General features: G+C 58.2%; 20 protein-coding genes. 12 read left to right on the top strand and 8 right to left on the bottom strand.

The genetic code is table 11. The annotated features are described in order from the left end of the window. Positions 1-71: 71 nt before the first annotated feature. Positions 72-500, bottom strand: coding sequence for a hypothetical protein (locus AC1RKH_RS23080; protein WP_493063844.1), 429 nt, complete (start codon positions 498-500; stop codon positions 72-74). A 498-nt stretch (positions 501-998) separates the two neighbouring features. Here AC1RKH_RS23080 and idi point away from each other — a divergent pair, with 498 nt between their 5' ends. The 9 genes from idi to AC1RKH_RS23035 all read left to right on the top strand — a co-directional run bounded on the left by idi (position 999) and on the right by AC1RKH_RS23035 (position 11,189). After that, positions 999-1,544: an isopentenyl-diphosphate Delta-isomerase gene (gene idi / locus AC1RKH_RS23075; RefSeq protein ID WP_493063845.1), complete on the top strand. Its 546-nt coding sequence runs from the start codon at positions 999-1,001 to the stop codon at positions 1,542-1,544. A 73-nt stretch (positions 1,545-1,617) separates the two neighbouring features. Next, positions 1,618-1,749 (top strand): hypothetical protein, encoded by a 132-nt coding sequence (locus tag AC1RKH_RS23070; RefSeq protein ID WP_493063846.1) that lies wholly within the window; start codon positions 1,618-1,620, stop codon positions 1,747-1,749. Positions 1,750-1,791: 42 nt separating this feature from the next. Beyond that, complete coding sequence (gene dxs / locus AC1RKH_RS23065) at positions 1,792-3,717, top strand: 1-deoxy-D-xylulose-5-phosphate synthase (RefSeq protein ID WP_493063847.1); 1,926 nt, start codon at positions 1,792-1,794, stop codon at positions 3,715-3,717. 25 nt (positions 3,718-3,742) lie between these two features. After that, complete coding sequence (locus AC1RKH_RS23060) at positions 3,743-4,696, top strand: SAM-dependent methyltransferase (RefSeq protein WP_493063848.1); 954 nt, start codon at positions 3,743-3,745, stop codon at positions 4,694-4,696. An 11-nt stretch (positions 4,697-4,707) separates the two neighbouring features. After that, complete coding sequence (locus AC1RKH_RS23055; protein WP_493063849.1) at positions 4,708-5,745, top strand: Rieske 2Fe-2S domain-containing protein; 1,038 nt, start codon at positions 4,708-4,710, stop codon at positions 5,743-5,745. Beyond that, a complete protein-coding gene (locus AC1RKH_RS23050; protein ID WP_493063850.1) occupies positions 5,742-6,863 on the top strand; it encodes a terpene synthase family protein in 1,122 nt (373 codons plus the stop codon). Before AC1RKH_RS23055 ends, AC1RKH_RS23050 begins: the two co-directional genes overlap by 4 nt. A gap of 99 nt (positions 6,864-6,962) precedes the next feature. After that, positions 6,963-7,892, top strand: coding sequence for a 4-hydroxy-3-methylbut-2-enyl diphosphate reductase (gene ispH / locus AC1RKH_RS23045; protein WP_493063851.1), 930 nt, complete (start codon positions 6,963-6,965; stop codon positions 7,890-7,892). A gap of 25 nt (positions 7,893-7,917) precedes the next feature. Then, entirely contained in the window at positions 7,918-9,198 is a 1,281-nt protein-coding gene (gene ispG, locus AC1RKH_RS23040; RefSeq protein WP_493063852.1) for a flavodoxin-dependent (E)-4-hydroxy-3-methylbut-2-enyl-diphosphate synthase, read from the top strand. A 164-nt stretch (positions 9,199-9,362) separates the two neighbouring features. Next, on the top strand, positions 9,363-11,189 hold the full coding sequence (locus tag AC1RKH_RS23035) for a glycoside hydrolase family 15 protein (protein ID WP_493063853.1): 1,827 nt from the start codon (positions 9,363-9,365) through the stop codon (positions 11,187-11,189). 225 nt (positions 11,190-11,414) lie between these two features. On the opposite strand, the gene AC1RKH_RS23030 is transcribed toward AC1RKH_RS23035, so the two are convergent. Next, positions 11,415-11,777 (bottom strand): DUF6124 family protein, encoded by a 363-nt coding sequence (locus tag AC1RKH_RS23030; protein ID WP_493063854.1) that lies wholly within the window; start codon positions 11,775-11,777, stop codon positions 11,415-11,417. Between the two features lie 547 nt (positions 11,778-12,324). Between AC1RKH_RS23030 and AC1RKH_RS23025 the strand changes: the two genes are divergently transcribed. Next, positions 12,325-12,714, top strand: a complete 390-nt coding sequence (locus tag AC1RKH_RS23025; protein WP_123426626.1) for a hypothetical protein — start codon at positions 12,325-12,327, stop codon at positions 12,712-12,714. A 7-nt stretch (positions 12,715-12,721) separates the two neighbouring features. Here AC1RKH_RS23025 and AC1RKH_RS23020 read toward each other — a convergent pair whose 3' ends face one another. After that, a complete protein-coding gene (locus tag AC1RKH_RS23020; RefSeq protein WP_493063855.1) occupies positions 12,722-13,708 on the bottom strand; it encodes a GlxA family transcriptional regulator in 987 nt (328 codons plus the stop codon). 109 nt (positions 13,709-13,817) lie between these two features. On the opposite strand from AC1RKH_RS23020, the gene inhA reads away from it, so the two are divergent. Beyond that, positions 13,818-14,516, top strand: a complete 699-nt coding sequence (inhA, locus tag AC1RKH_RS23015; RefSeq protein WP_493063856.1) for an isonitrile hydratase — start codon at positions 13,818-13,820, stop codon at positions 14,514-14,516. A 525-nt stretch (positions 14,517-15,041) separates the two neighbouring features. On the opposite strand, the gene AC1RKH_RS23010 is transcribed toward inhA, so the two are convergent. Further along, positions 15,042-15,404 carry an ArsR/SmtB family transcription factor gene (locus tag AC1RKH_RS23010; RefSeq protein WP_493063857.1) on the bottom strand — a complete coding sequence of 121 codons (363 nt, stop codon included), beginning with the start codon at positions 15,402-15,404 and terminating at the stop codon, positions 15,042-15,044. Continuing rightward, complete coding sequence (locus AC1RKH_RS23005; RefSeq protein WP_493063858.1) at positions 15,391-15,849, bottom strand: SRPBCC family protein; 459 nt, start codon at positions 15,847-15,849, stop codon at positions 15,391-15,393. The genes AC1RKH_RS23010 and AC1RKH_RS23005 overlap by 14 nt, the downstream gene beginning before the upstream one ends. A gap of 184 nt (positions 15,850-16,033) precedes the next feature. On the opposite strand from AC1RKH_RS23005, the gene AC1RKH_RS23000 reads away from it, so the two are divergent. Further along, positions 16,034-16,423, top strand: a complete 390-nt coding sequence (locus AC1RKH_RS23000) for a GFA family protein (RefSeq protein ID WP_493063859.1) — start codon at positions 16,034-16,036, stop codon at positions 16,421-16,423. A gap of 162 nt (positions 16,424-16,585) precedes the next feature. On the opposite strand, the gene peaD is transcribed toward AC1RKH_RS23000, so the two are convergent. Genes peaD through peaB form a run of 3 tightly spaced genes read right to left on the bottom strand, consistent with a single transcriptional unit; the run spans position 16,586 to position 19,483 of the window. Next, a complete protein-coding gene (gene peaD / locus AC1RKH_RS22995) occupies positions 16,586-17,704 on the bottom strand; it encodes a quinohemoprotein amine dehydrogenase subunit beta (protein ID WP_493063860.1) in 1,119 nt (372 codons plus the stop codon). A gap of 23 nt (positions 17,705-17,727) precedes the next feature. Then, positions 17,728-18,051, bottom strand: a complete 324-nt coding sequence (gene qhpC / locus AC1RKH_RS22990) for a quinohemoprotein amine dehydrogenase subunit gamma (protein ID WP_054596428.1) — start codon at positions 18,049-18,051, stop codon at positions 17,728-17,730. Position 18,052: 1 nt separating this feature from the next. Then, positions 18,053-19,483, bottom strand: coding sequence for a quinohemoprotein amine dehydrogenase maturation protein (gene peaB / locus AC1RKH_RS22985; RefSeq protein ID WP_493063861.1), 1,431 nt, complete (start codon positions 19,481-19,483; stop codon positions 18,053-18,055). Positions 19,484-19,504: the final 21 nt, after the last annotated feature.

Raw genomic sequence — 19,504 nt, 5'->3', positions numbered from 1 at the left:
ATTGCAGGGGTTGGAGTTGCTTTTAAGAGGACTGCGAGTGGTGGCAGATTCTGCTGGATGAAAAGACTCTTTCAGCGGGTGCTAACGACATCAGGCGCTATTCGGGTTGACGTCAGCAACGCGTCCCAATTGAGCAGCAGGATTTTCCTGGCCGCCCGCGCAGCACCCATCGCCGCTGAAAGCCCCTCCGCGCCTTCAGTGCCCACCACCATGTCGCACTCAGGCGCAGCGGCCGCTGCGCATAACGCTGCAATGCCGCACTGAACCTCGGTCCGCAGTCGCGTAGTTTGCAGATGAGCCTGAAGTTCAATGGCGTGATGCGGCTCACTGACAATGGCCAACGCCGGCTCAAATTTTAAACATTGTTCAAATAGTTTTTGCATATTGCAATGCGCACTGAGCGCAAACACAACGAATATATCCGAATTGCGCGCGACCGTCTCTAAAGTACTGTCTCCCCTAGAGCCGGTCGAGTCGATAACCAATAGGCGCTGTGCCATAAGCTTTCACCCCTGACTTATTCACCCGAATAAAAAATCAGCTAATCCCCTATAAAAAACGCAACTGAGCCTATCAACCTCCCAATTACCGTTTATTCATCCGCTGACAGAGCGCAGTCAAACCCTCCTCTCCCCGACGCTAAAACATGAGCAGAGAACTTTGCGCAACTCATCACCACCGCCCACTACCTGCAAAAAGAACACTGATCTTGAGCCTTCGGCCTCGAAGATAGCAAACAGCCACGACTTTACAAGTTTCTGCCCCATGAGCATTAGCTATATTGACTAGACCGTATAGACCTAAAGGTTTTCTCTAAATAACTATACAAAATAAATATAAAAGCACAACTAACAACCCACCCAATTAAAAACATAAAAAATACTTGCACATATTAAAAACCCAACTAAATTTCTGACCCACACACAAACAAAACCAAACCCACACAGTCATCCGCTCCACAATAACGCCCCGTAGCGAAGACCCAATGGAGTTTGACCATGGAAGAAACTTTGATACTTGTTGATCCAGACGATCGTGAAATCGGCACTGCACCGAAGTTGCGTGTCCATCAACAGGGTCTTCTGCACCGGGCATTCTCGATCTTCATTTTCGATGGCAATGGTCGAGTACTGTTGCAACAACGTGCCCTGGGCAAATACCACTCTCAAGGCCTGTGGACCAACGCTTGCTGCGGACACCCACGCCAGGGTGAACGGACCTGCGCGGCGGCCAAACGCCGACTGCGCGAAGAGATGGGGCTCAACTGCAAACTGACGCCCGTTTCCACCCTGCTCTACCACGAACGCGTATCGAACCAGCTTATCGAGCATGAATACGACCACGTGTTCGCCGGTATCAGCCGCACTCCGCCGATTGCCAATCCCGAGGAAGCCCATAGCTGGCAATGGCTGAAGCTCTCCGAGATACCGGGACGCATCGCGGCAACCCCTGAAGCCTTCAGCATCTGGTTTCGCCGGATCTTCGAACAGGTCGGGCCGGCGGGGGTGCGCGGCTGGAAAGAACTCGCGCATAGCCACCGCTGAGCACTGTCGCTCCGTCCACATTTTTACGAGAGGCAAGGATGCCCGCGACTATAAACCCACCTACGTCTCGATCATGGGCCTGGATCCGGCCACGCAACTGGCGCAGCAACTGGTCGAGCAGGCCCACAACTCGCTGGAACCTATCGGTGCCGCAGCGACCTGGCTACACGGTCTCGCGGACCTGATTATCAAGCGCGCTCACTGAAATCCACGGCCATCCGGATAACGCTCAAGGAAGGAGTCCAGCATGTTCGAGTTGCTCAACACCATCGACAGCCCGGTTGATCTGCGAGCCCTGCATACCGGTGCGCTGGCCCCACTGGCAGACGAACTGCGGGCGTTCATCCTGCACAGCGTTTCGGGCTCCGGCGGCCACCTCTCGGCAAATCTGGGCACCGTCGAACTGAGCATTGCATTGCACTACGTGTTCGACACACCCAAGGACCGGATTGTCTGGGATGTCGGTCATCAGGCCTATGCCCACAAGATCCTCACCGGGCGTCGCGACGCCATGGCAAACATTCGTCAGTTGGGTGGAATTTCCGGATTCCCGCGGCGCTGTGAATCACTCTACGACAGCTTTGGTACCGCCCATTCCAGCACCTCGATTTCGGCGGCGCTGGGCATGGCACTGGCGGCGCGGAACAAGGCCGAGCAGCGCCACTGCATTGCGGTGATCGGCGATGGCGCACTGACCGGTGGCATGGCGTTCGAAGCGATGAACAATGCCGGGCTCTACAAGGATCTGCCGTTGCTGGTGATCCTCAATGACAACGACATGTCGATCTCGCCAGCCGTCGGCGCGCTGCGTCATTACCTGGGCAAACTGACGACCAATCGCTGCGCGATCTCGACCAAGGAACATATCAAGCGTCTATTGCGCGATGTTCCCGCCGTACACGAACTGGTCCACAAAACCGAGGCCCACCTCAAAGGGCTGGTTGCACCGGCCACGCTGTTCGAAGCCATGGGCTTCAACTATTCCGGCCCTGTTGACGGTCATGACCTCGACGAATTGGTCCACGCGCTGCAAGCGATGCAAAGTCTGCGCGGGCCACAACTACTGCACATCGTCACGGAAAAAGGTCACGGTTATACGCCGGCCGCCGCCGACCCGGTGATGTACCACGGACCAGGGAAATTCAATCCGGTACAGGGCATTCTTCCAACGCCCGCCAGCACACAAACGTACACCCAGGTGTTCGGCCAGTGGCTGTGCGATGAAGCAGAACATGACCCGCGTGTCGTCGCCATCACTCCGGCCATGCGCGAAGGTTCCGGGCTGGTGGAGTTCGAGCGGCGCTTCCCTGAGCGCTACTTCGACGTCGGCATCGCCGAGCAACACGCCCTGACCTTCGCCGCCGGGTTGGCCGCCGAAGGCCTCAAGCCGGTGGTGGCAATCTACTCGACGTTCCTGCAACGGGCCTATGACCAACTGATCCACGACATCGCGATCCAGAATCTGCCGGTGCTGTTCGCCATCGACCGAGCCGGCATTGTCGGTGCCGATGGCACCACCCACACCGGCGCCTTCGACATTGCTTACCTGCGCTGCGTGCCGAACCTGACGGTCATGGCACCCGCCGACGAAAACGAATGCCGGCAACTGCTGCACACCGCCCTGCTGCATGACGGCCCAACCGCCGTGCGCTATCCGCGGGGTGTCGGCAGCGGTCAAGCGCCGCTGCCACAACTGACGAGAGTGCCCTTGGGCAAAGGCGAAGTTCGCCGCACCTCGAGCCAAGCCAAGGGTTGCCGCATCGCAATCCTGGCCTTCGGTTCGATGCTGCTCCCTGCGCTGGAATCGGCTGAAACCCTGGATGCAAGCGTCGCCAACATGCGCTTTATCAAACCGCTCGACGGGGCATTGATCGAACACCTCGCCCACAGCCACGACGTGCTGGTGACCGTCGAAGAAGGCAGCGTCATGGGCGGGGCCGGCTCGGCCTGCCTTGAGCACCTGATCACCACCGGCCTCTCCCGGTCAGTGTTGCAACTGGGCTTTGCCGACCAGTTCATCGAGCACGGCACCTGCGAACAGATGCTTAGTGCTTGCGGCCTCGATGCCACCGGTATCACCGCATCGATCCAGCGCTTTCTGATCGAGCGCAGCCTGGACAATCCGCTGATCGAAAGCCCGACAACACCCGCGTCGTTGCGCGCAAGAGCATGAAGTGAACTATCACAAGGAGAGAGCCATGAGCAGCCAACCAGAAAAGAACACCCGCGTCGACAAAACCCGACTGCCTTATGAAATCATCCAGGGTTCGAGTGTCGACAGTTATCAGGAGAAGGTCGCGTATACCTATGGCGACAGCCCGGATGATTGGGGCAAGGCCATTGGTGATTACCGGCTGTTTCAGTTCGGCGTCTACGACGATCCGCGCTCGACCCCGCCTATCAGCCTCGACGAGTCCGGTATTCGTTATTTCGAACGGCAACTGAAACTCGCCGGCCTCGAAGCGCCGGATCGCCCACCGATCAAACGCATCCTCGACATCGGTTGCGGCTGGGGCTACATCCTCAAATACCTGGCCGAACGCTTCCCCGAATGCCAACGCCTGGACGGGGTCAATGTCAGCCGCCGGCAACTGGAGCACTGCGCGAAGTTCCATGCCGAGCAAGGGTTGTCCGAACGCATCAACCTCTACCTGTGCAACGCCAAGGATGTCGAACTGCTGCCGGACGCCGATGAGCCCTACGATCTGGTGATCATCCGCGGGGTAATCTCGCACTTCCCCGACGAGCTTTACGAAACCACCATGCGCGCCCTTGCTGGCCGCGTGCGCGAAGGCGGTGTGGTGGTCATCTCGGACAACCTCTACAACACCCCGCCCACGGCCTACACCTCCGACACCCCGGACGAGGTCGACCGTCTCGCCTGCAAACACCGCAAATCACCGACGTACTTTCGTGAAGTGCTGGAACAGAGTGGCTTCACCACCCACGACATGCGTGTGTTGCCGTCCAACATCGATGTGGCGCGCTGGTTGATGGACTCGAAAGCCAATATCGAGAACAAGGAACTGTTCCCTCACGGGGTGACGGGTGCGTTGGAGGAGTTGCGGGTGCTGGCGGAGAACTGGTCGGTGGCGCTGCTCAAGAACAAGGTATCGACGTATAGCGTGATCGTCACAAAACCGGGTCAGTGAAGGAGCGGGTTATGGATGCGTCTCCCATCACCGAGCAGGAAGAGGTTGTTTCAATCCCTGCCCGGAAAAATATCGGCCATAAGCGCAGTGCAACAGGGGTAGCGCAGGTCGCATTGCCTTATCCCAATGGGTGGTTCGCGGCCTGCTTTAGCCATGAGTTGAAGCCAGGTGCGGTGATACGAGTCCCCTTCATGGGGCAGGAGTTGGTGCTTTACCGTACGGCTTCGGGGTTAGCCCGAGCGATTGACCCTTATTGCCCACATTTGGGTGCCCACTTGGGTTATGGCGGCAAAGTCATCGGTGAGGATCTCGTCTGTCCGTTTCATGGCCTCACCTTCAACCCACAAGGACAGTGCATCAGAACGGGAAACGGCCAAAAACCCCCTTGTGCTGCATTGACACAGCGCTATTTCAAAGAGGTCGATAACGTCCTCTTTGTCTGGCGGCATGAAGATAATCAGCCACCTTACTGGGAATTACCTGAATTGGACTGTGCTGGTTTTTCTCAGGGGCGTTACGAGACGTTCAAGTTACAGGGACTGTCCCAGGACATGACGGAAAACAGCGCCGACCCTAATCACTTTTCGTATCTGCATGGCCTGCAGGAGGTCACCACAGACCATCAAGAGGACGGACACCGGATGATTTACACCATGCGGGCAAAGGTCTTCGGCCAGGTCGTCACTATGCGGATGACGTGTTACGGCATCGGGTACGCAGTGGGTGAAGCCTCGTTTGAACGCTTAGGTTTACTGGCAAGAACGCAGGCGTTGGGCACCCAAACGACCCCCTTGGGCTGGACGTTCCGCATGGTAGATACCATTCGTGTTGACCGGATCAAATCGCTGCCACAACCGCTGTGTCGTATCACCTATGCGTTGGCACTTTTTTTCATTCATCGCTGGTTCGTAAAAACGGTTAAAGAAGACTTTGTCGTGTGGAGTAACCGACGCTTTTTGAGCGCCCCTCAACTGGTTAACGATGAATCCAATATGGCCGTTTACCGTCGTTGGACCACTCAATTCTATCCGCAGAGGGCAAAATCATGACCATCAAATTACCGCCGCTTCCCCAGCCATTCACGCTTGCTGTTCATCCCCACTTTGCAATAGGTAACCCAACCCCTTATCTGGACCTGGATCGCTACGATAATAGTCCGTTCGAGCAGGCCACCCGTGCTTATGCCGATCGCTTTGAACTGTATCAGGATGACCATCAACGCGAACGGCTGGCCAATATCCATTGCAGTTGGCTGGGCTCAATGATGTATCCCGTCGGCAGTGATGAACTGCTGCAAGTTGGCATCGATTTCTGCATGTGGGCCTTTGCTTACGACGATGAATATTGCGATGAAGGGGATATCTCCAGTAAACCAGACAAATTCATTCAGGCCTCAGCCGAAATCTGGCGTCAGTTCGAATCGCCGGAGTACGCACTTTCGCAGGACCGCTATGCCTTGGCCGCTCGTGATTTGCGTATACGCCTTGATAAATTCGCGAAACCAGAGCAAACCGCCTGCTTCGTTGAATCCATGCGTATCTACATGATGGCGGAGATGTGGAAGGCCGTTAACCCTACGCCATCGGTTAACGACTATGTGTCCATGCGGGTAACCGGCGGCGGTGCCTGGTCATTCCCGACGCTGGGACATGTAATTGCCAACGTCGACATCTCCCAACGAGACTATGAGGATCGTCGTGTGCGGGCATTATTCGAAATGCTGGCTCACCTGATGGCCTGGGAAACTGAACCGCATGCCTATTTGAAGGAAATGACACGCGGCTCGAATTATAAAGAGCACAACCTGATCCGCGTGCTGATCCGTGAACGCCAGTGCAGCTTTGATGCCGCTATCGATGAGTACCTGGATATGCGCTTGCGCTTGCTGGGGTTGTTCCTGCGTTTAAAGGAGGATGTGGAGAAAGACGCCTCTGACGGCGTAAAAGCCTACATCGAATCCGTCATTCGTTATTACGTCGGCGCCACCGTGTGGTCACAAAACACACGACGCTATAAATCGATGAGCGGTAATACAGACGATAACGCCTTTGTGGGGGGCCAGTTAACGGATCCACAACCAACGGAAACTTTCAACAGCACCAAACCCATTGAGATAGATGCTTTGAAGTGGTGGTGGCAATACGATCCGTTGGTTTCCAAGCGATGAAAAGATAATTGACTAACAACAAACCACCTATCGACTTACATCCAAACTTGAACACCAAAATTTTTCCCTTTCACGTTCTACTCAACATGAGGGAACCCCATGAAAGTCATCCTCGCCCAACCCCGTGGCTTCTGCGCCGGAGTGGTCCGGGCCGTCGAAACCGTTGAACAGGCCCTCGAACAATACGGCGCCCCGGTGTATGTGCGTCACGAGATCGTGCATAACCAGCATGTGGTCGAGAGTCTGCGCGGCAAGGGCGCACGGTTTGTCGAGGAACTGGATGAAGTGCCGGCGAATGCGGTGACCATTTTCAGCGCCCATGGTGTGGGCACTGACGTGAAGGACGAGGCCCGCGAGCGTCAGTTGCGGGTGCTGGACGCGACCTGCCCGCTGGTGACCAAGGTGCATAACCAGGGTCGGCAGTATGCGGCCAAGGGATATCAGGTGATTCTGATTGGCGACGCCGGGCATCCGGAGGTGGTGGGTACTCTGGGGCAGATTCCGGCGCCGGTAACGTTGGTGCGAAATGTCGCTGAAGTGGCAGAGTTGACGTTCGCGGCGGATACACCGTTGGCCTACATCACCCAGACCACCCTGAGCGTCGACGATACCCACGCGGTCGTTGAGGCGCTCAAGCGGCGCTATCCGCAGATAGTCGGACCGGATACCCGGGACATTTGTTATGCCGTGCAGAATCGTCAGACCGCTGTACGTGAATTGAGCCGCTGCGCCGATCTGGTGTTGGTGGTTGGCAGCGTTAAGAGCGCCAACTCCGTGACCTTGCGCGATATCGCCGGCGAAAGCGGAAAACCCAGCTACCTGATCGCCGATGGCAATGCGGTGCGCAGTGAATGGTTTGGCACTGGGCCGACTGTCGGTATTACTGCCGGAGCCTCGACGCCGGAGTCCATGATTGACGATGTAATCGCTGCCCTGGCACGGATCGCCCCGCTTGAAATCGAGGCCCTGCCAGGTCGTGAAGAACACGTGCAGTTCCGCCTGCCCGAAGGGTTGATTGCGCGCCAGTAAGGCACGCCCCACAGGAGCCGAATCGATGAACAGCGCCATCCCCAGACGTCGCACCCGCCAGGTCGCCATTGGTTCGGTGAAGCTGGGCAGCGACAGTCCGATCGTGGTGCAAGCCATGACCAACACCGACACCGCCGATGCCCAGGCCACGGCCCGCCAGGTCGAAAGCCTGGCGACCGCCGGTGCCGAGCTGGTGCGGATCACGGTCAACAGCCATGACGCTGCCGCCCAAGTGGCAAACATTCGCGAATTGCTTGACCGGCGCAACATCAGCGTGCCGCTGGTGGGCGACTTCCACTTCAACGGCCATCGATTGCTCACGGCATATCCCGCGTGCGCCGAGGCGTTGGGCAAGTACCGGATCAACCCCGGCAACGTCGGCAAAGGTGCCAAACGCGACGAACAGTTTTGCAGCATGATCGAAGTCGCTTGCCGCTACGACAAACCGGTGCGGATCGGGGTCAACTGGGGCAGCCTTGATCCTGACTTGCTCGCACGCATGATGGATGCCAACGCGACGCTCGCTCAACCGTTGGCCGCTGATGCGGTGATGCGCGAGGCGTTGGTGGTCTCGGCACTGGAAAACGCCCAGCGCGCCATCGAGGTGGGTTTGCCAGCAGATCACATTGTGTTGTCGGCGAAGGTCAGTCATGTGCAGGATTTGATCGCGGTGTACCGCAACCTTGCGGCGCGCTGCGATTTTCCGCTGCACCTGGGTTTGACCGAAGCCGGCATGGGCTCCAAAGGCATCGTCGCCTCCTCCACCGCGCTGGCGGTGCTGTTGCAGGAAGGCATCGGCGACACGCTACGCATTTCCCTCACCCCGGAACCCAATGGCGACCGCAGTCGCGAAGTGTTGGTCGCGCAGCAGATTTTGCAAACCATGGGACTGCGAGCCTTTACCCCGAGCGTCGTCGCCTGCCCCGGTTGCGGACGCACCACCAGCAGTTTTTTTCAGGAGTTGGCGCAACAGATCGAAGACTTTCTACGCAGCCAAACGCCAGTCTGGAAGACCGTGTACCCGGGCGTCGAACAGATGCAGGTGGCGGTCATGGGCTACGTGGTCAACGGCCCGGGCGAGAGTCGTCTGGCCGACATCGGTATTTCCCTGCCCGGCGCTGGAGAGCATCCGTCAGCCCCGGTTTACATGGACGGTGAACGGGTTCTGACGCTAAAGGGCGCGAGTATTGCCGAGGACTTTACGCAGTTGCTCGGACTCTATGTTGCGGCTCGTTATGGCGGGCAGGAGCAGGCTCGGTTACAACTGGCCGCAGCCCTTGGCTCGTCCTTGATCCCTCATGCCTGACAACCAACCCAAGAGCAAAAGTCTGCAGCTTTCATTGACTGTCGTAAGCGTACAACTATTTGCTCTTCACATACTTGGGCAAAAAAATCGGCTTCTTGAACTCCTGGCTCCCTTGCCAGTCAGCTAATTAGGCCCTCCCTCAAGGCTGCCGGAGTTACGCGGCAATGGCTGATCATTACAACGAGCGACAAAGCGCTATCGACGCTCATGGCATCATCGGTGACATGCGCAGCGCTGCACTGATCAACGACAAGGGCAGCGTGGACTTTTTCTGTTGGCCGGAATTCGACAGCCCGTCGATTTTCTGCTCATTGCTGGACACCCCGGAGGCCGGGATTTTCCAACTGGCACCCGACCTGCCCGATGCTCGACGCGAGCAAATCTACCTGCCCGACACCAATGTGCTGCAAACCCGCTGGCTGAGTGAACGTGCGGTCGTGGAAATCACCGACCTGCTGCCCATCGGCGACAGCGACGAGAACCAGCCACTATTAATCCGCCGTGTGCGACTGGTCAGTGGCCGCGCCACGTTCCACCTGCATTGCGCGGTGCGCCATGACTACGCCCGAGCGCAGACCAAGGCGCGGATCGACGGTGCAGACATCTGCTTCGAAGCCGCTCATCAGTCTGGTTTACGCTTGCGTGCCAATCAGCCGATGCAGGTTGTACAAAACGCGGCCGTCGCCACCTTCAGCCTCGAACAGGGACAAAGCGCCGAATTCCTCCTGGGAGCCCTCGACGACCCACGTTTCAAGGATGAAAACAGCGACCTGTGCCTGCAACGCACGCTGAAGTTCTGGCGCGACTGGATCGGTCGATCCAATTACCGTGGACGCTGGCGTGAAATGGTCAACCGCTCGGCACTGACACTGAAATTGCTGACCTCGCGCAAACATGGTGCGATCCTCGCCGCCGCGACCTTCGGCCTGCCGGAAACACCCGGCGGCGTCCGCAACTGGGACTACCGCTACACCTGGATCCGTGATGCCTCCTTTACCGTTTACGCCTTTATGCGTCTGGGCTTTATCGAGGAAGCCAACGCCTACATGCGCTGGTTGCGCGGACGGGTCAGCGACTGCCAGGGCAAACCGATGAAGCTCAACGTCCTTTATGCCATCGATGGTCGTCAGGAGCTGCCGGAAACCGAACTCACGCACCTGTCCGGTCACGGCGACGCCAGACCGGTACGTATCGGCAACCAGGCCTACGATCAGGTTCAGCTGGATATTTTCGGTGAGTTGATGGACGCGGTGTACCTGGTCAACAAGTACGGTGAAGCGATTTCCCACGAGGGTTGGCTGCACACCGTCGAGGTCGTCGATCAGGTCTGCGGCACCTGGCAGCAAGAGGATGTCGGCATCTGGGAAATGCGCGGCGAGCAGCATCACTTTCTGCATTCGCGGCTGATGTGCTGGGTGGCGCTGGATCGGGCTATCCGTCTTGCCTCGAAACGCTCACTGCCCGCCCCGTTCGCCCGCTGGGATCAGACCCGTCAAGCGATCTACGCCGACATCTGGAGCAATTTCTGGAACGCCGAACATGGTCATTTCGTCCAGCACATCGGTGGCACCGCGCTCGACGGTTCGATGCTGCTGATGCCTCTGGTGCGCTTCGTCAGCGCCAAGGACCCGCGCTGGCTGTCGACCCTGCAAGCGATCCAGAAAACCCTGGTGCGCGACGGTATGGTTTACCGCTACCACAATGACGATAGCCAGATTGATGGCCTGCCCGGCACCGAAGGTGCGTTCGCCGCCTGCTCGTTCTGGTACGTCGAATGCCTGGCCCGCGCCGGTCAGCTCGAAAAAGCCCACCTGGAATTCGAACAACTGCTGCGCTACGCCAACCCGCTCGGGCTATACGCCGAAGAGTTCGACAGCCACGCAAGGCACGTGGGCAACACGCCGCAAGCGCTGACCCATCTGGCACTGATCAGCGCGGCGAGTTTTCTCGATCGGAAACTGGGTGGGGAAAAGAGTTACTGGCAGCCGTAAGGTTCTGGTGACAGACAATCCTTTGTGACAAGGAGACTCGCCCTTTTACCGGTAAGTTAAGGGCAATCCATGTGGGAGCGAGCCTGCTCGCGATAGCGGTGGGTCAGTCAACATTGATCTTGAATGTAATGCCGTCATCGCGAGCAGGCTCGCTCCCACAGGTTTTCACCTTAATTGACTGGCATTAGGGCAAGCCCCTTCGCCACAGGTTGTGCTCTACGCGTCCTAGTCGTAAGGATCGAAATTATCCAGCGCCCGGTTCACCAATAACTCGCTCAACACCACCATCTGTTGAATCGCCAGCGCCACATGACGGCGCGAGCCTTCCAGTTCGAAGGCCAGATCGCTGGCCAGCACATTCACCGATGCCAGGGTTTCGCTGGCGTGGGCCAGCAGGGTTTCGTTATCGGCATCGGGAATGACCACAAACATTTTACCCGGCCGGGTATCGAGTTTCGGTGGCGGGGTGAACGGCGGCAAGTGGTAATCCAACGCGCGCTCGGCGGCGTCATGCAGCTTGCTGGAGTCGAGGGCGTCGTAAGGGGAAACGCTAGGGTTTTCGGGGGGATTGGGGGTGATTTTGACCATGGTTGAAACTCCATTCAGAAATTGGAGTTCGCCATTTCTGCGACCAAGCAGAAGGGTGGCGAACTGTACGCAGGTTGGTCGACCAGGGAATGGAAACCCGGCAGGGCCTAAGCCCTCCCACGCACAGTTTGCCAATAAGCAAAAAAACCGCTCACGCGGTTCTGTGCGCCATTCTAAACCCGGGCGACCAAACCCAGTCACTGATTTTGCAGCGACCCGCAAACACTAGCCCTGCACCCTTCCCAACCGCAACCTTAAATCCCCGTCGGATATTTCCCCGGCCAACACCACTTCTGTAGGAGCCTAGCTTGCTAGCGATGAACGATGACCCGGTCTACCTGACGAAACGCGTTTAATGATGAAAGCCCCAAAAGATCGCAGCCTGCGGCAGCTCCTACGGATTTGCGTAGGAGCTGCCGCAGGCTGCGATCCTGGCGATCCCGCACGCTGAAATATGCGGTTGCAAGCCAGCCACCGGCCTCATAACATCGCCCCCTCAACGGGTACAGCGGAGCTGTTCAACAAAACCCGCATTCAAGGAACCAGAATGACCCAGCGCATCCAATGCAGCATCAAAGCACCTCCCCGATCGGGCCTGACCCGGGATCAACTTTGGGAAGCCGAAGACAAAGGTCTGATCAAATGCTGGGAAATCGGTCGCGAACGCGCCGCTAAATTCCCCGATCTTTCAAAACGCTGCCTGGCCGGCGAACTCCCGGTACTCGGCTGGAAAGGTGGCGTCAGCCGTAGCCTGAAGAAACGCGATAAGTTCGGCTCCCTCAAATACCTCGCCCAATGGCAAGGCCTGCGCGGTGAAGACCTGGATATCGACCTGACTCAGGAACGGACGATGACCTGCTCCAGCACCAGAATGGTCGTGACCTTCACCCCGGATCGCTCGAAATACTTCAACCAGCCGTCGGAAATGGAAGCCTAGGGGCGACTCAAACCTCCTCAACAACACTCTCCCGCGAAAACCGCTCACGATACGCCTGCGGTGTCACGCCTATGGCCCGCAGGAAACTGCGGCGCAGGGTTTCTTCGCTGCCGAACCCGCATTGCACGGCGATCCGTTTGATCGGCACTCCGGTGTCACTCAGCAATCGTCGTGCAGTTTCGACGCGGATCAGTTCGATCGCCCGCGCCGGGGTCTGGCCGGTGTCGGCGCGATAGTGCCGGATGAAGCTGCGCTCGCTCATGCCAGCTTGCAGGGCCAGCGCCGGGATGCCGAGGTCCAGGGAGAGGTTTTCGGCGATCCAGGCGTGCAGCTCATCAAAGCGGTTGCCGTGCTGTTGCAGGTCCAGAGTCACGCTGAACTGCGACTGGCCGCCTGGGCGTTTGAGGAACACCACCAGTTGTCGGGCGACTTCCAGGGCGATGCCGCGCCCCAGATCCGCTTCCACCAGCGCTAGCGCCAGATCGATGCCGGCCGTGACTCCGGCCGAGGTCCAGACCGGGCCGTCGTTGATGAAAATCGGATTGGGCTCGACTCGCAGTTTCGGGTGCTTTTGCGCCAGCTGATCGCAGCGGGTCCAGTGGGTGACCACTCGGCGACCGTCGAGCCAACCGCTGGCCGCCAGCAAAAATGCGCCCGTGCACACCGACGCAATGCGCCGGGAAACCGCAGCCTGTTGGCGCACCCAGTCCACCAGCACAGCGTCTTCGGCCGCCGCATAGACACCCCAGCCGCCCGCGATGATCAACGTGTCGGACGGTCCGTCCGGTAACGGTTCGGCCAGCAACGCCAACCCGGCCGAGGACATCACCGCCCCGCCGCCATCGGCAATGACCGTCGGCGCATAGGGCGGCGGCAATCCTCGCTGCGCGGCAATGTCGTTGGCCGTGGCAAACACTTGCAACGGCCCGGTGACATCGAGCAATTGCACTTTGGCGAAGGCCAGCACATGAACGGTTTTCGGCGGTTTCGGCATGATTGGCGTAATTCGAGGGTTTATTGGCGTGTACGCCAAATCCTACGGGCATACAGTCAAACCGTCCACCCGAACCGGGTGCGAACACGCAGACCCAGGAGATAGCGTCATGACGTTGCAGATCGGTTTTCTGTTGTTTCCACAGGTGCAGCAACTGGACCTGACCGGACCTTACGATGTGCTGGCCTCGCTGCCGGACGTGAAGGTGCATTTGATCTGGAAGGACCTGGTCCCTGTGACGGCAAGCACCGGCCTGGTCCTGAAGCCGACCACCACATTTGATGACTGCCCGGACCTGGATGTGATTTGCATCCCCGGCGGCAGCGGTGTCGGGCCATTGATGGAAGATCCGCAGACCCTGGCGTTCATTCGCAAACACGCCGCCAAGGCACGCTACGTGACCTCGGTGTGCACCGGCGCATTGGTGCTCGGCGCCGCTGGATTGCTCAAGGGCAAACGTGCGACGACCCACTGGGCCTACCATGAATTACTGAGTCTTTTGGGCGCTATTCCGGTTCGGGACCGGGTGGTGCGCGACGGCAATCTGCTGACCGGTGGAGGGATCACTGCCGGTATCGATTTTGCCCTGACCCTGGCCGCCGAGTTGTATGGCGATGACGTGGCGCAACGGGTGCAGTTGCAACTCGAATACGCGCCTGCACCGCCGTTCAATTCCGGCGACCCGCACACCGCGCCGAAAGCCGTGCTGGAGGAAGCTCATCGGCGGACAGCCGCCTCGCTCAACCAGCGCACGCTGATCACCGAACGCGTAGCGGCACGGCTCGGTCAAGCGCTTGGCCAGGTCTGAAACAGACTTTTACAGCGCTCATAAAAAAACCCGCCGAAGCGGGTTTTCCAAGACCATGACGACATCCTGTCGCTGCATTCCTTGCAAATGGTCGATCATCCATGACCCTGAGCGCGTCCTGCGCTGCAGTTGATGGAGTCAGATTAGGCCTGAAACAAAAAGCGCAAAAGACGACATACCATCGACCGTGCGTAAGCCATTGGCTATGCGTCAACGTGAGCCCTCAACAGCCCCTTTCCTGCAGACGAAAAAAAACCCGCCGAAGCGGGTTTTCAAGACCATGACGACATCCTGTCGCTGCGATCCTTGCAAATGGTCGATCATCCATGACCCTGAGCGCGTCCTGCGCTTCAGTTGATGGGTGTAGATTAAACTTCGGATCCAATCTGAAATAGACGACATCGTTACTAGCGCGTGTAAGACATTCGCCATTGCAGCGCTTCCGAAAACCCTTAGAGCCGTCAGGCTTCAAGCATCCGGGTCGCGAGTAGTGCGTCAGACAAGGATCAAACATGCTGGGTCAATTCATTGTTCTACAAAGGATTTCAGATTCGTCAACGCGTGGTCCCACTGCTGACTGATGATTTCCAGCGAGCGGCGCGCCTCGTCCAGTTGCGTCGGCTCAAAGACCCAGCGGCGCTCACGCCCCAGCTTGGTGTCACGCACCAGACCGGCGTCCGCCAGCACCCGCAAGTGTTTGGTCACGGCCTGACGGCTGATGTCGGTGCCCACGGTCAGTTGCGCGATCGACATCGCCCCGCCGCCGCACAGCACGTCGATCAGCCGCAGCCGGGTTTCGTCGCCGAGCGCGGCGAAGGTCAGCGCCGAACGGCCCAGCGCAGTGGCGGCCGACGGTGCATCCAGTGTCAAGGCGTCAGGGTGCGGCAAGGTACGTCTCGATGTTGGTCATTTGGTCATCCCAGCCCCGACTGTTCATGCGGAAGGCTTTGAGACGGCGTTCTACCGGAATGTTATCGAAACCGGACTCCACGACCTTTAGCAAAGTACCGCCGTCCATGTCTTCGAGCTCGAACAGCACCAGGGTGGTGGGCTCCGACGAATAGTCCATGTCCGGTTCCACCGCATACGGATGCCAACGGAACGCAAACACCCGCTCGGGCTCGACCCGCGCCACCTGTACGTCCCAGACCAGATGTTCATAGCCCGGATAAGTGATTTGCCCCTGGGTTCGCTCACCGGCGACAAAACGTTTGCCATCGAGCGCGACGCCAAACCACTTACCGAAGGATTCGGCATTGGCCAGGGCGCGCCAGACAGTGGAGCGTGGAGCCTTGAGCAGGATCTTTCTTTCGATGCGATCTGATGAGTGCATAGGTCACCTCCTTTTGATGAACACTAGGCCCGGATAGCCGGATGCGCAACCTGTGAGTTGCATTAAACAGGTATGCCCCGCCAGTACGAGAGCCTTTATGAGCTCAACACCCCCGGTTGACGGTGGTAACGTCCACTCTCTACCGCTCGTCAGTCAGCCCACCAGACCGTTGAAGGAACACGCCATGACCACACTCCACGGCAGTTGCCTGTGCAAGGCCATCACCTATGAACTCGACAGCCTCGACATGCCGATCAGTCACTGTCATTGCCATACCTGTCGCAAGGCCCACGCGGCGGCGTTCGCTTCGACGGCCGGGGTCATGCGTGAGCATTTTCGTTGGGTCAGGGGTTTGGACAAGTTGTCATCCTTCGAGTCCTCGCCCGGCAAACTGCGACACTTCTGCTCGCAGTGCGGCTCGCATCTGGTGGCCGAACGTTTGGCTCAGCCGCATGTGATTGTGCGGGTGGCGACGCTCGATGATGATCCGCAGATGACGCCGCAGGTACACATCTGGACGTCTCACGATGTGCCTTGGTTGGTTTATGAAGGGATTGCCAGGAAGGAGACCTGAGTTGCCCGGTTCCCGGGGCTTGATGCTCTAGCGTCTGTCAGGGCCTCTTCGCGAGCAAGCCCGCTCCCACAGTAGATTTTCGGTGTACACACAATGTGTGTACGACCGAGATCCAATGTGGGAGCGGGCTTGCTCGCGAATGCGTCCGCTCAGACACCGCCGCTACCGGATAAACACCTGCGCCGTGGTGATCGCCATGTCGCCGCCCGGCATTTTGATGCTGCCGATCTGTTTCAGGCTGTCGGCATCAAAAATCGCCACGTCGTTGAAGGTCCCGGCCAGGTAGATCTTGCTGCCGTCCTTGTTGAAGGAAATGCAGTAGTAGGAGTGATCCAGGTTCGTCGCCTGAAGCAGCTTCTTCTGTTTGATGTCGTACTTGGCCAGACGATTGAGCACGCCGAACATCAGGTTCGGGTCCTTCGGTGAACGCATACCGCTGAAATAGATTTCGATCAGCGGGCCGAAATCGGTGGTTTCGGTCTTGCCGGTTTTCAGGTCGATGCTGAACAGCCCGTAGAGGTTTTCGGCAGTGGCCGGGTCCTGTTTCTCGTCCTTGAATTTCGCCGTGGTGTAGAGCAGCGAGAAGTCATGCCGGTACGTCTGCTGATTCCACACGTAGAGCACGTCCGGCGCGCTGTAGTTTGGACGTTTCCAGTGACGGCTAGGGATCAGCACGTCGAACTTGCCGGTTTTCACGTTGACCTTGTAGATGTCCGCACCCGCCACATACAGCGTGCCGTCGTCACCGCTTTGCATGATGGTCAGCTGGCGCGGTGCCGGGAAGCTGCGAACCGGTTTGGCGCTCATGCCGGCGTCAGTGGCGTACACATCCAGCCGTGGTTGTTGCACTTCGTAATGATCATTGAGCATCAAGGTCGGGTTGGCGACGGCGTACAACTCCTTGCCGTCGTGACTGAGGGTGAACGCGAACATCGAACGGGCCTTCTCCCCCGGTTGCTGGGTGATACTGGCGTGGAACACCTGCTTGCAGCTGTCGAGTTCGACGCCGTAGATGTCCGCGTAATGATTGTTCAGCACATACGCGGTCTTGCGGTCCGGCGACAACTGAATGGTGCCAGGGCCAAAGGCATCCGGCAGTTTGCAGGTCTTGTATAGGCTGTCGGTTTTAAGGTCGATGACGTTCAGGTTGTTCGGGTAATTGGTGGTCAACATGTACTCGTAACCACTTTGAAGCACTGTGTTTTCATCGGCCAGAACACTGAGTGAACAGACACTCAGGAGGGCGGAAGCGGCCAGGCCGCAGGCATTGATAAGGCGCATGCAGGAATCCTTCTTCTGTCCGATCATTTATCTTTTGGGAATACTGTGCCGAGGTTGCGCCAGCTCTCGTTGGAGGCTTGGGCGTCCTTGTTCCAGTCCGGGTAGGTGCTCATCATGTCCGGCACCTGAGCTGGCCACCAGCAAGGGTCGGAGCAGCCATAAAGGTCAGCTTCCATGGGCTGGCACAGCGACGACACACCACCAAAGGCGTCGATTTCCCAGCCGGGGTCAGTGGTCGAAGCGCAACCGGCGACGGAACTCATTGCCACCACTTCTTCGATACGGTTTTCGGCCGCGGCCTGATCGAGCTTCTGGGCTTTGTTATTGATTGCCTTGAGATGTTTCATATCAGTGAGCCTTGCGCGGAGTGATGTAACTGCTGATAAACGCAGGGTTGTGGGCCATGATCCGGGTGTAGACCTCGATGCCGAAGTCGACCCAGTCACGCATCAGTTCGCAGTAGTGATAGGTCGGGTGGGTCGGGTCGCCATAACGGGCATAGCTCTCGTGGTAGCAGCCGCCGGAACACAGGTTACGGATCTGGCAGTCTTCGCAGCCGGTGTTGGTCCGGTCCAGGCGCTGGGACAAAAAGTCGTTCAACTCGACCTGTTTCACGCCGCTGTGAACGTTGCCGAAGGTCGGCAATGACGAGCCGGTGAAACGGTGGCAGAGGTTGAGTTCGCCCTTGTGATCCACCGCCAGCATCTTCAGTCCGGCACCGCACGGCAGGGCTTTTTTGTGGCCCTCGTGGATGTCGGTGATCAGTTGGTGCAAGTTGGAGAAACCGATGTTGCGGTGCTCCAGCGCCGCTTCCAGATAGCGCCGACCGAGCTTTTTCATGTTGGCGAAGACTTCGATCAACTCGTCGCTGGACAGGTTGAAGCTGCTGATGTCGCCCGAGGTCACCGGGGCAAAACCGACTTCAGCGAAACCCAACTCGTTGAACAGGTGATCCCAGATGGTTTCGACGTCGGTAACGCCGGTAGTCAGGGTCACTCGTGCACCGACCGGGCGGCTGTTGTAGCGCGACAGCAGCATCTCGGCCTTGCGCCGAACCACGTCATAGGTGCCCTGCCCGCCCACGGTGATGCGGTTGCGGTCGTGCACGGTTTTCGGTCCGTCGATGCTCACCGACAAGCCAAAACGATGGGCATTGAGGTAGTCGACCGTTTCCTCGGTGAGCAGCGTGGCGTTGGTGGTCATGACGAATTCGACGAACTTGCCGGCCTCGCGAAAGCGCTTCTCGCAGTAGTCGACCATGTATTCGATCAGCTTGCGGTTGCTCAACGGCTCGCCACCGAAGAACACCACGGTAAAACGCTCTTCATCTGGCGATTCGCGCAGCAGCATTTCCACCGACGCCACGGCAGTGTCGACGTCCATCTTCTTGCCGGCCGAGGGCTTGTCGAGGTCTTCCTTGTAGCAATAGGTGCAGCTCAGGTTGCAGCCGGTGTTGACGTTGAGCACCACGGTATTGATCGCCGTACGTTCGACCCGTTTGGTGCCGATGTCCGGGGTCAGCGGCGAACCGTCGCTGACCAATTCCAGGGAGATCAACTCGCGCAGGGTTTCGGTGATTTCTTCGCCGTTGAAGCGTGCCGCCAAGCGCTGGATCAAGTCCTCCGACGAACAGCCGGGACCGCGCAAGGTATCAATGATGGTGCCGGTCAGCTCATCGCTGGCGAACAGCGAACTGCTGGGAATGTGAAATAACATGCGGTCGGCATCGACGTGCACTTCGTGCAGATTACGCTCGACCAGATTCAAGATAGCGCCCATTACAACCTCCTGTGCAAACCC

Source organism: Pseudomonas sp. GW822-FHT06B12, from assembly GCF_058799675.1.
Note: the sequence above shows the minus strand (reverse complement) of the source record. Positions and strands in the feature narration are given on the sequence as shown.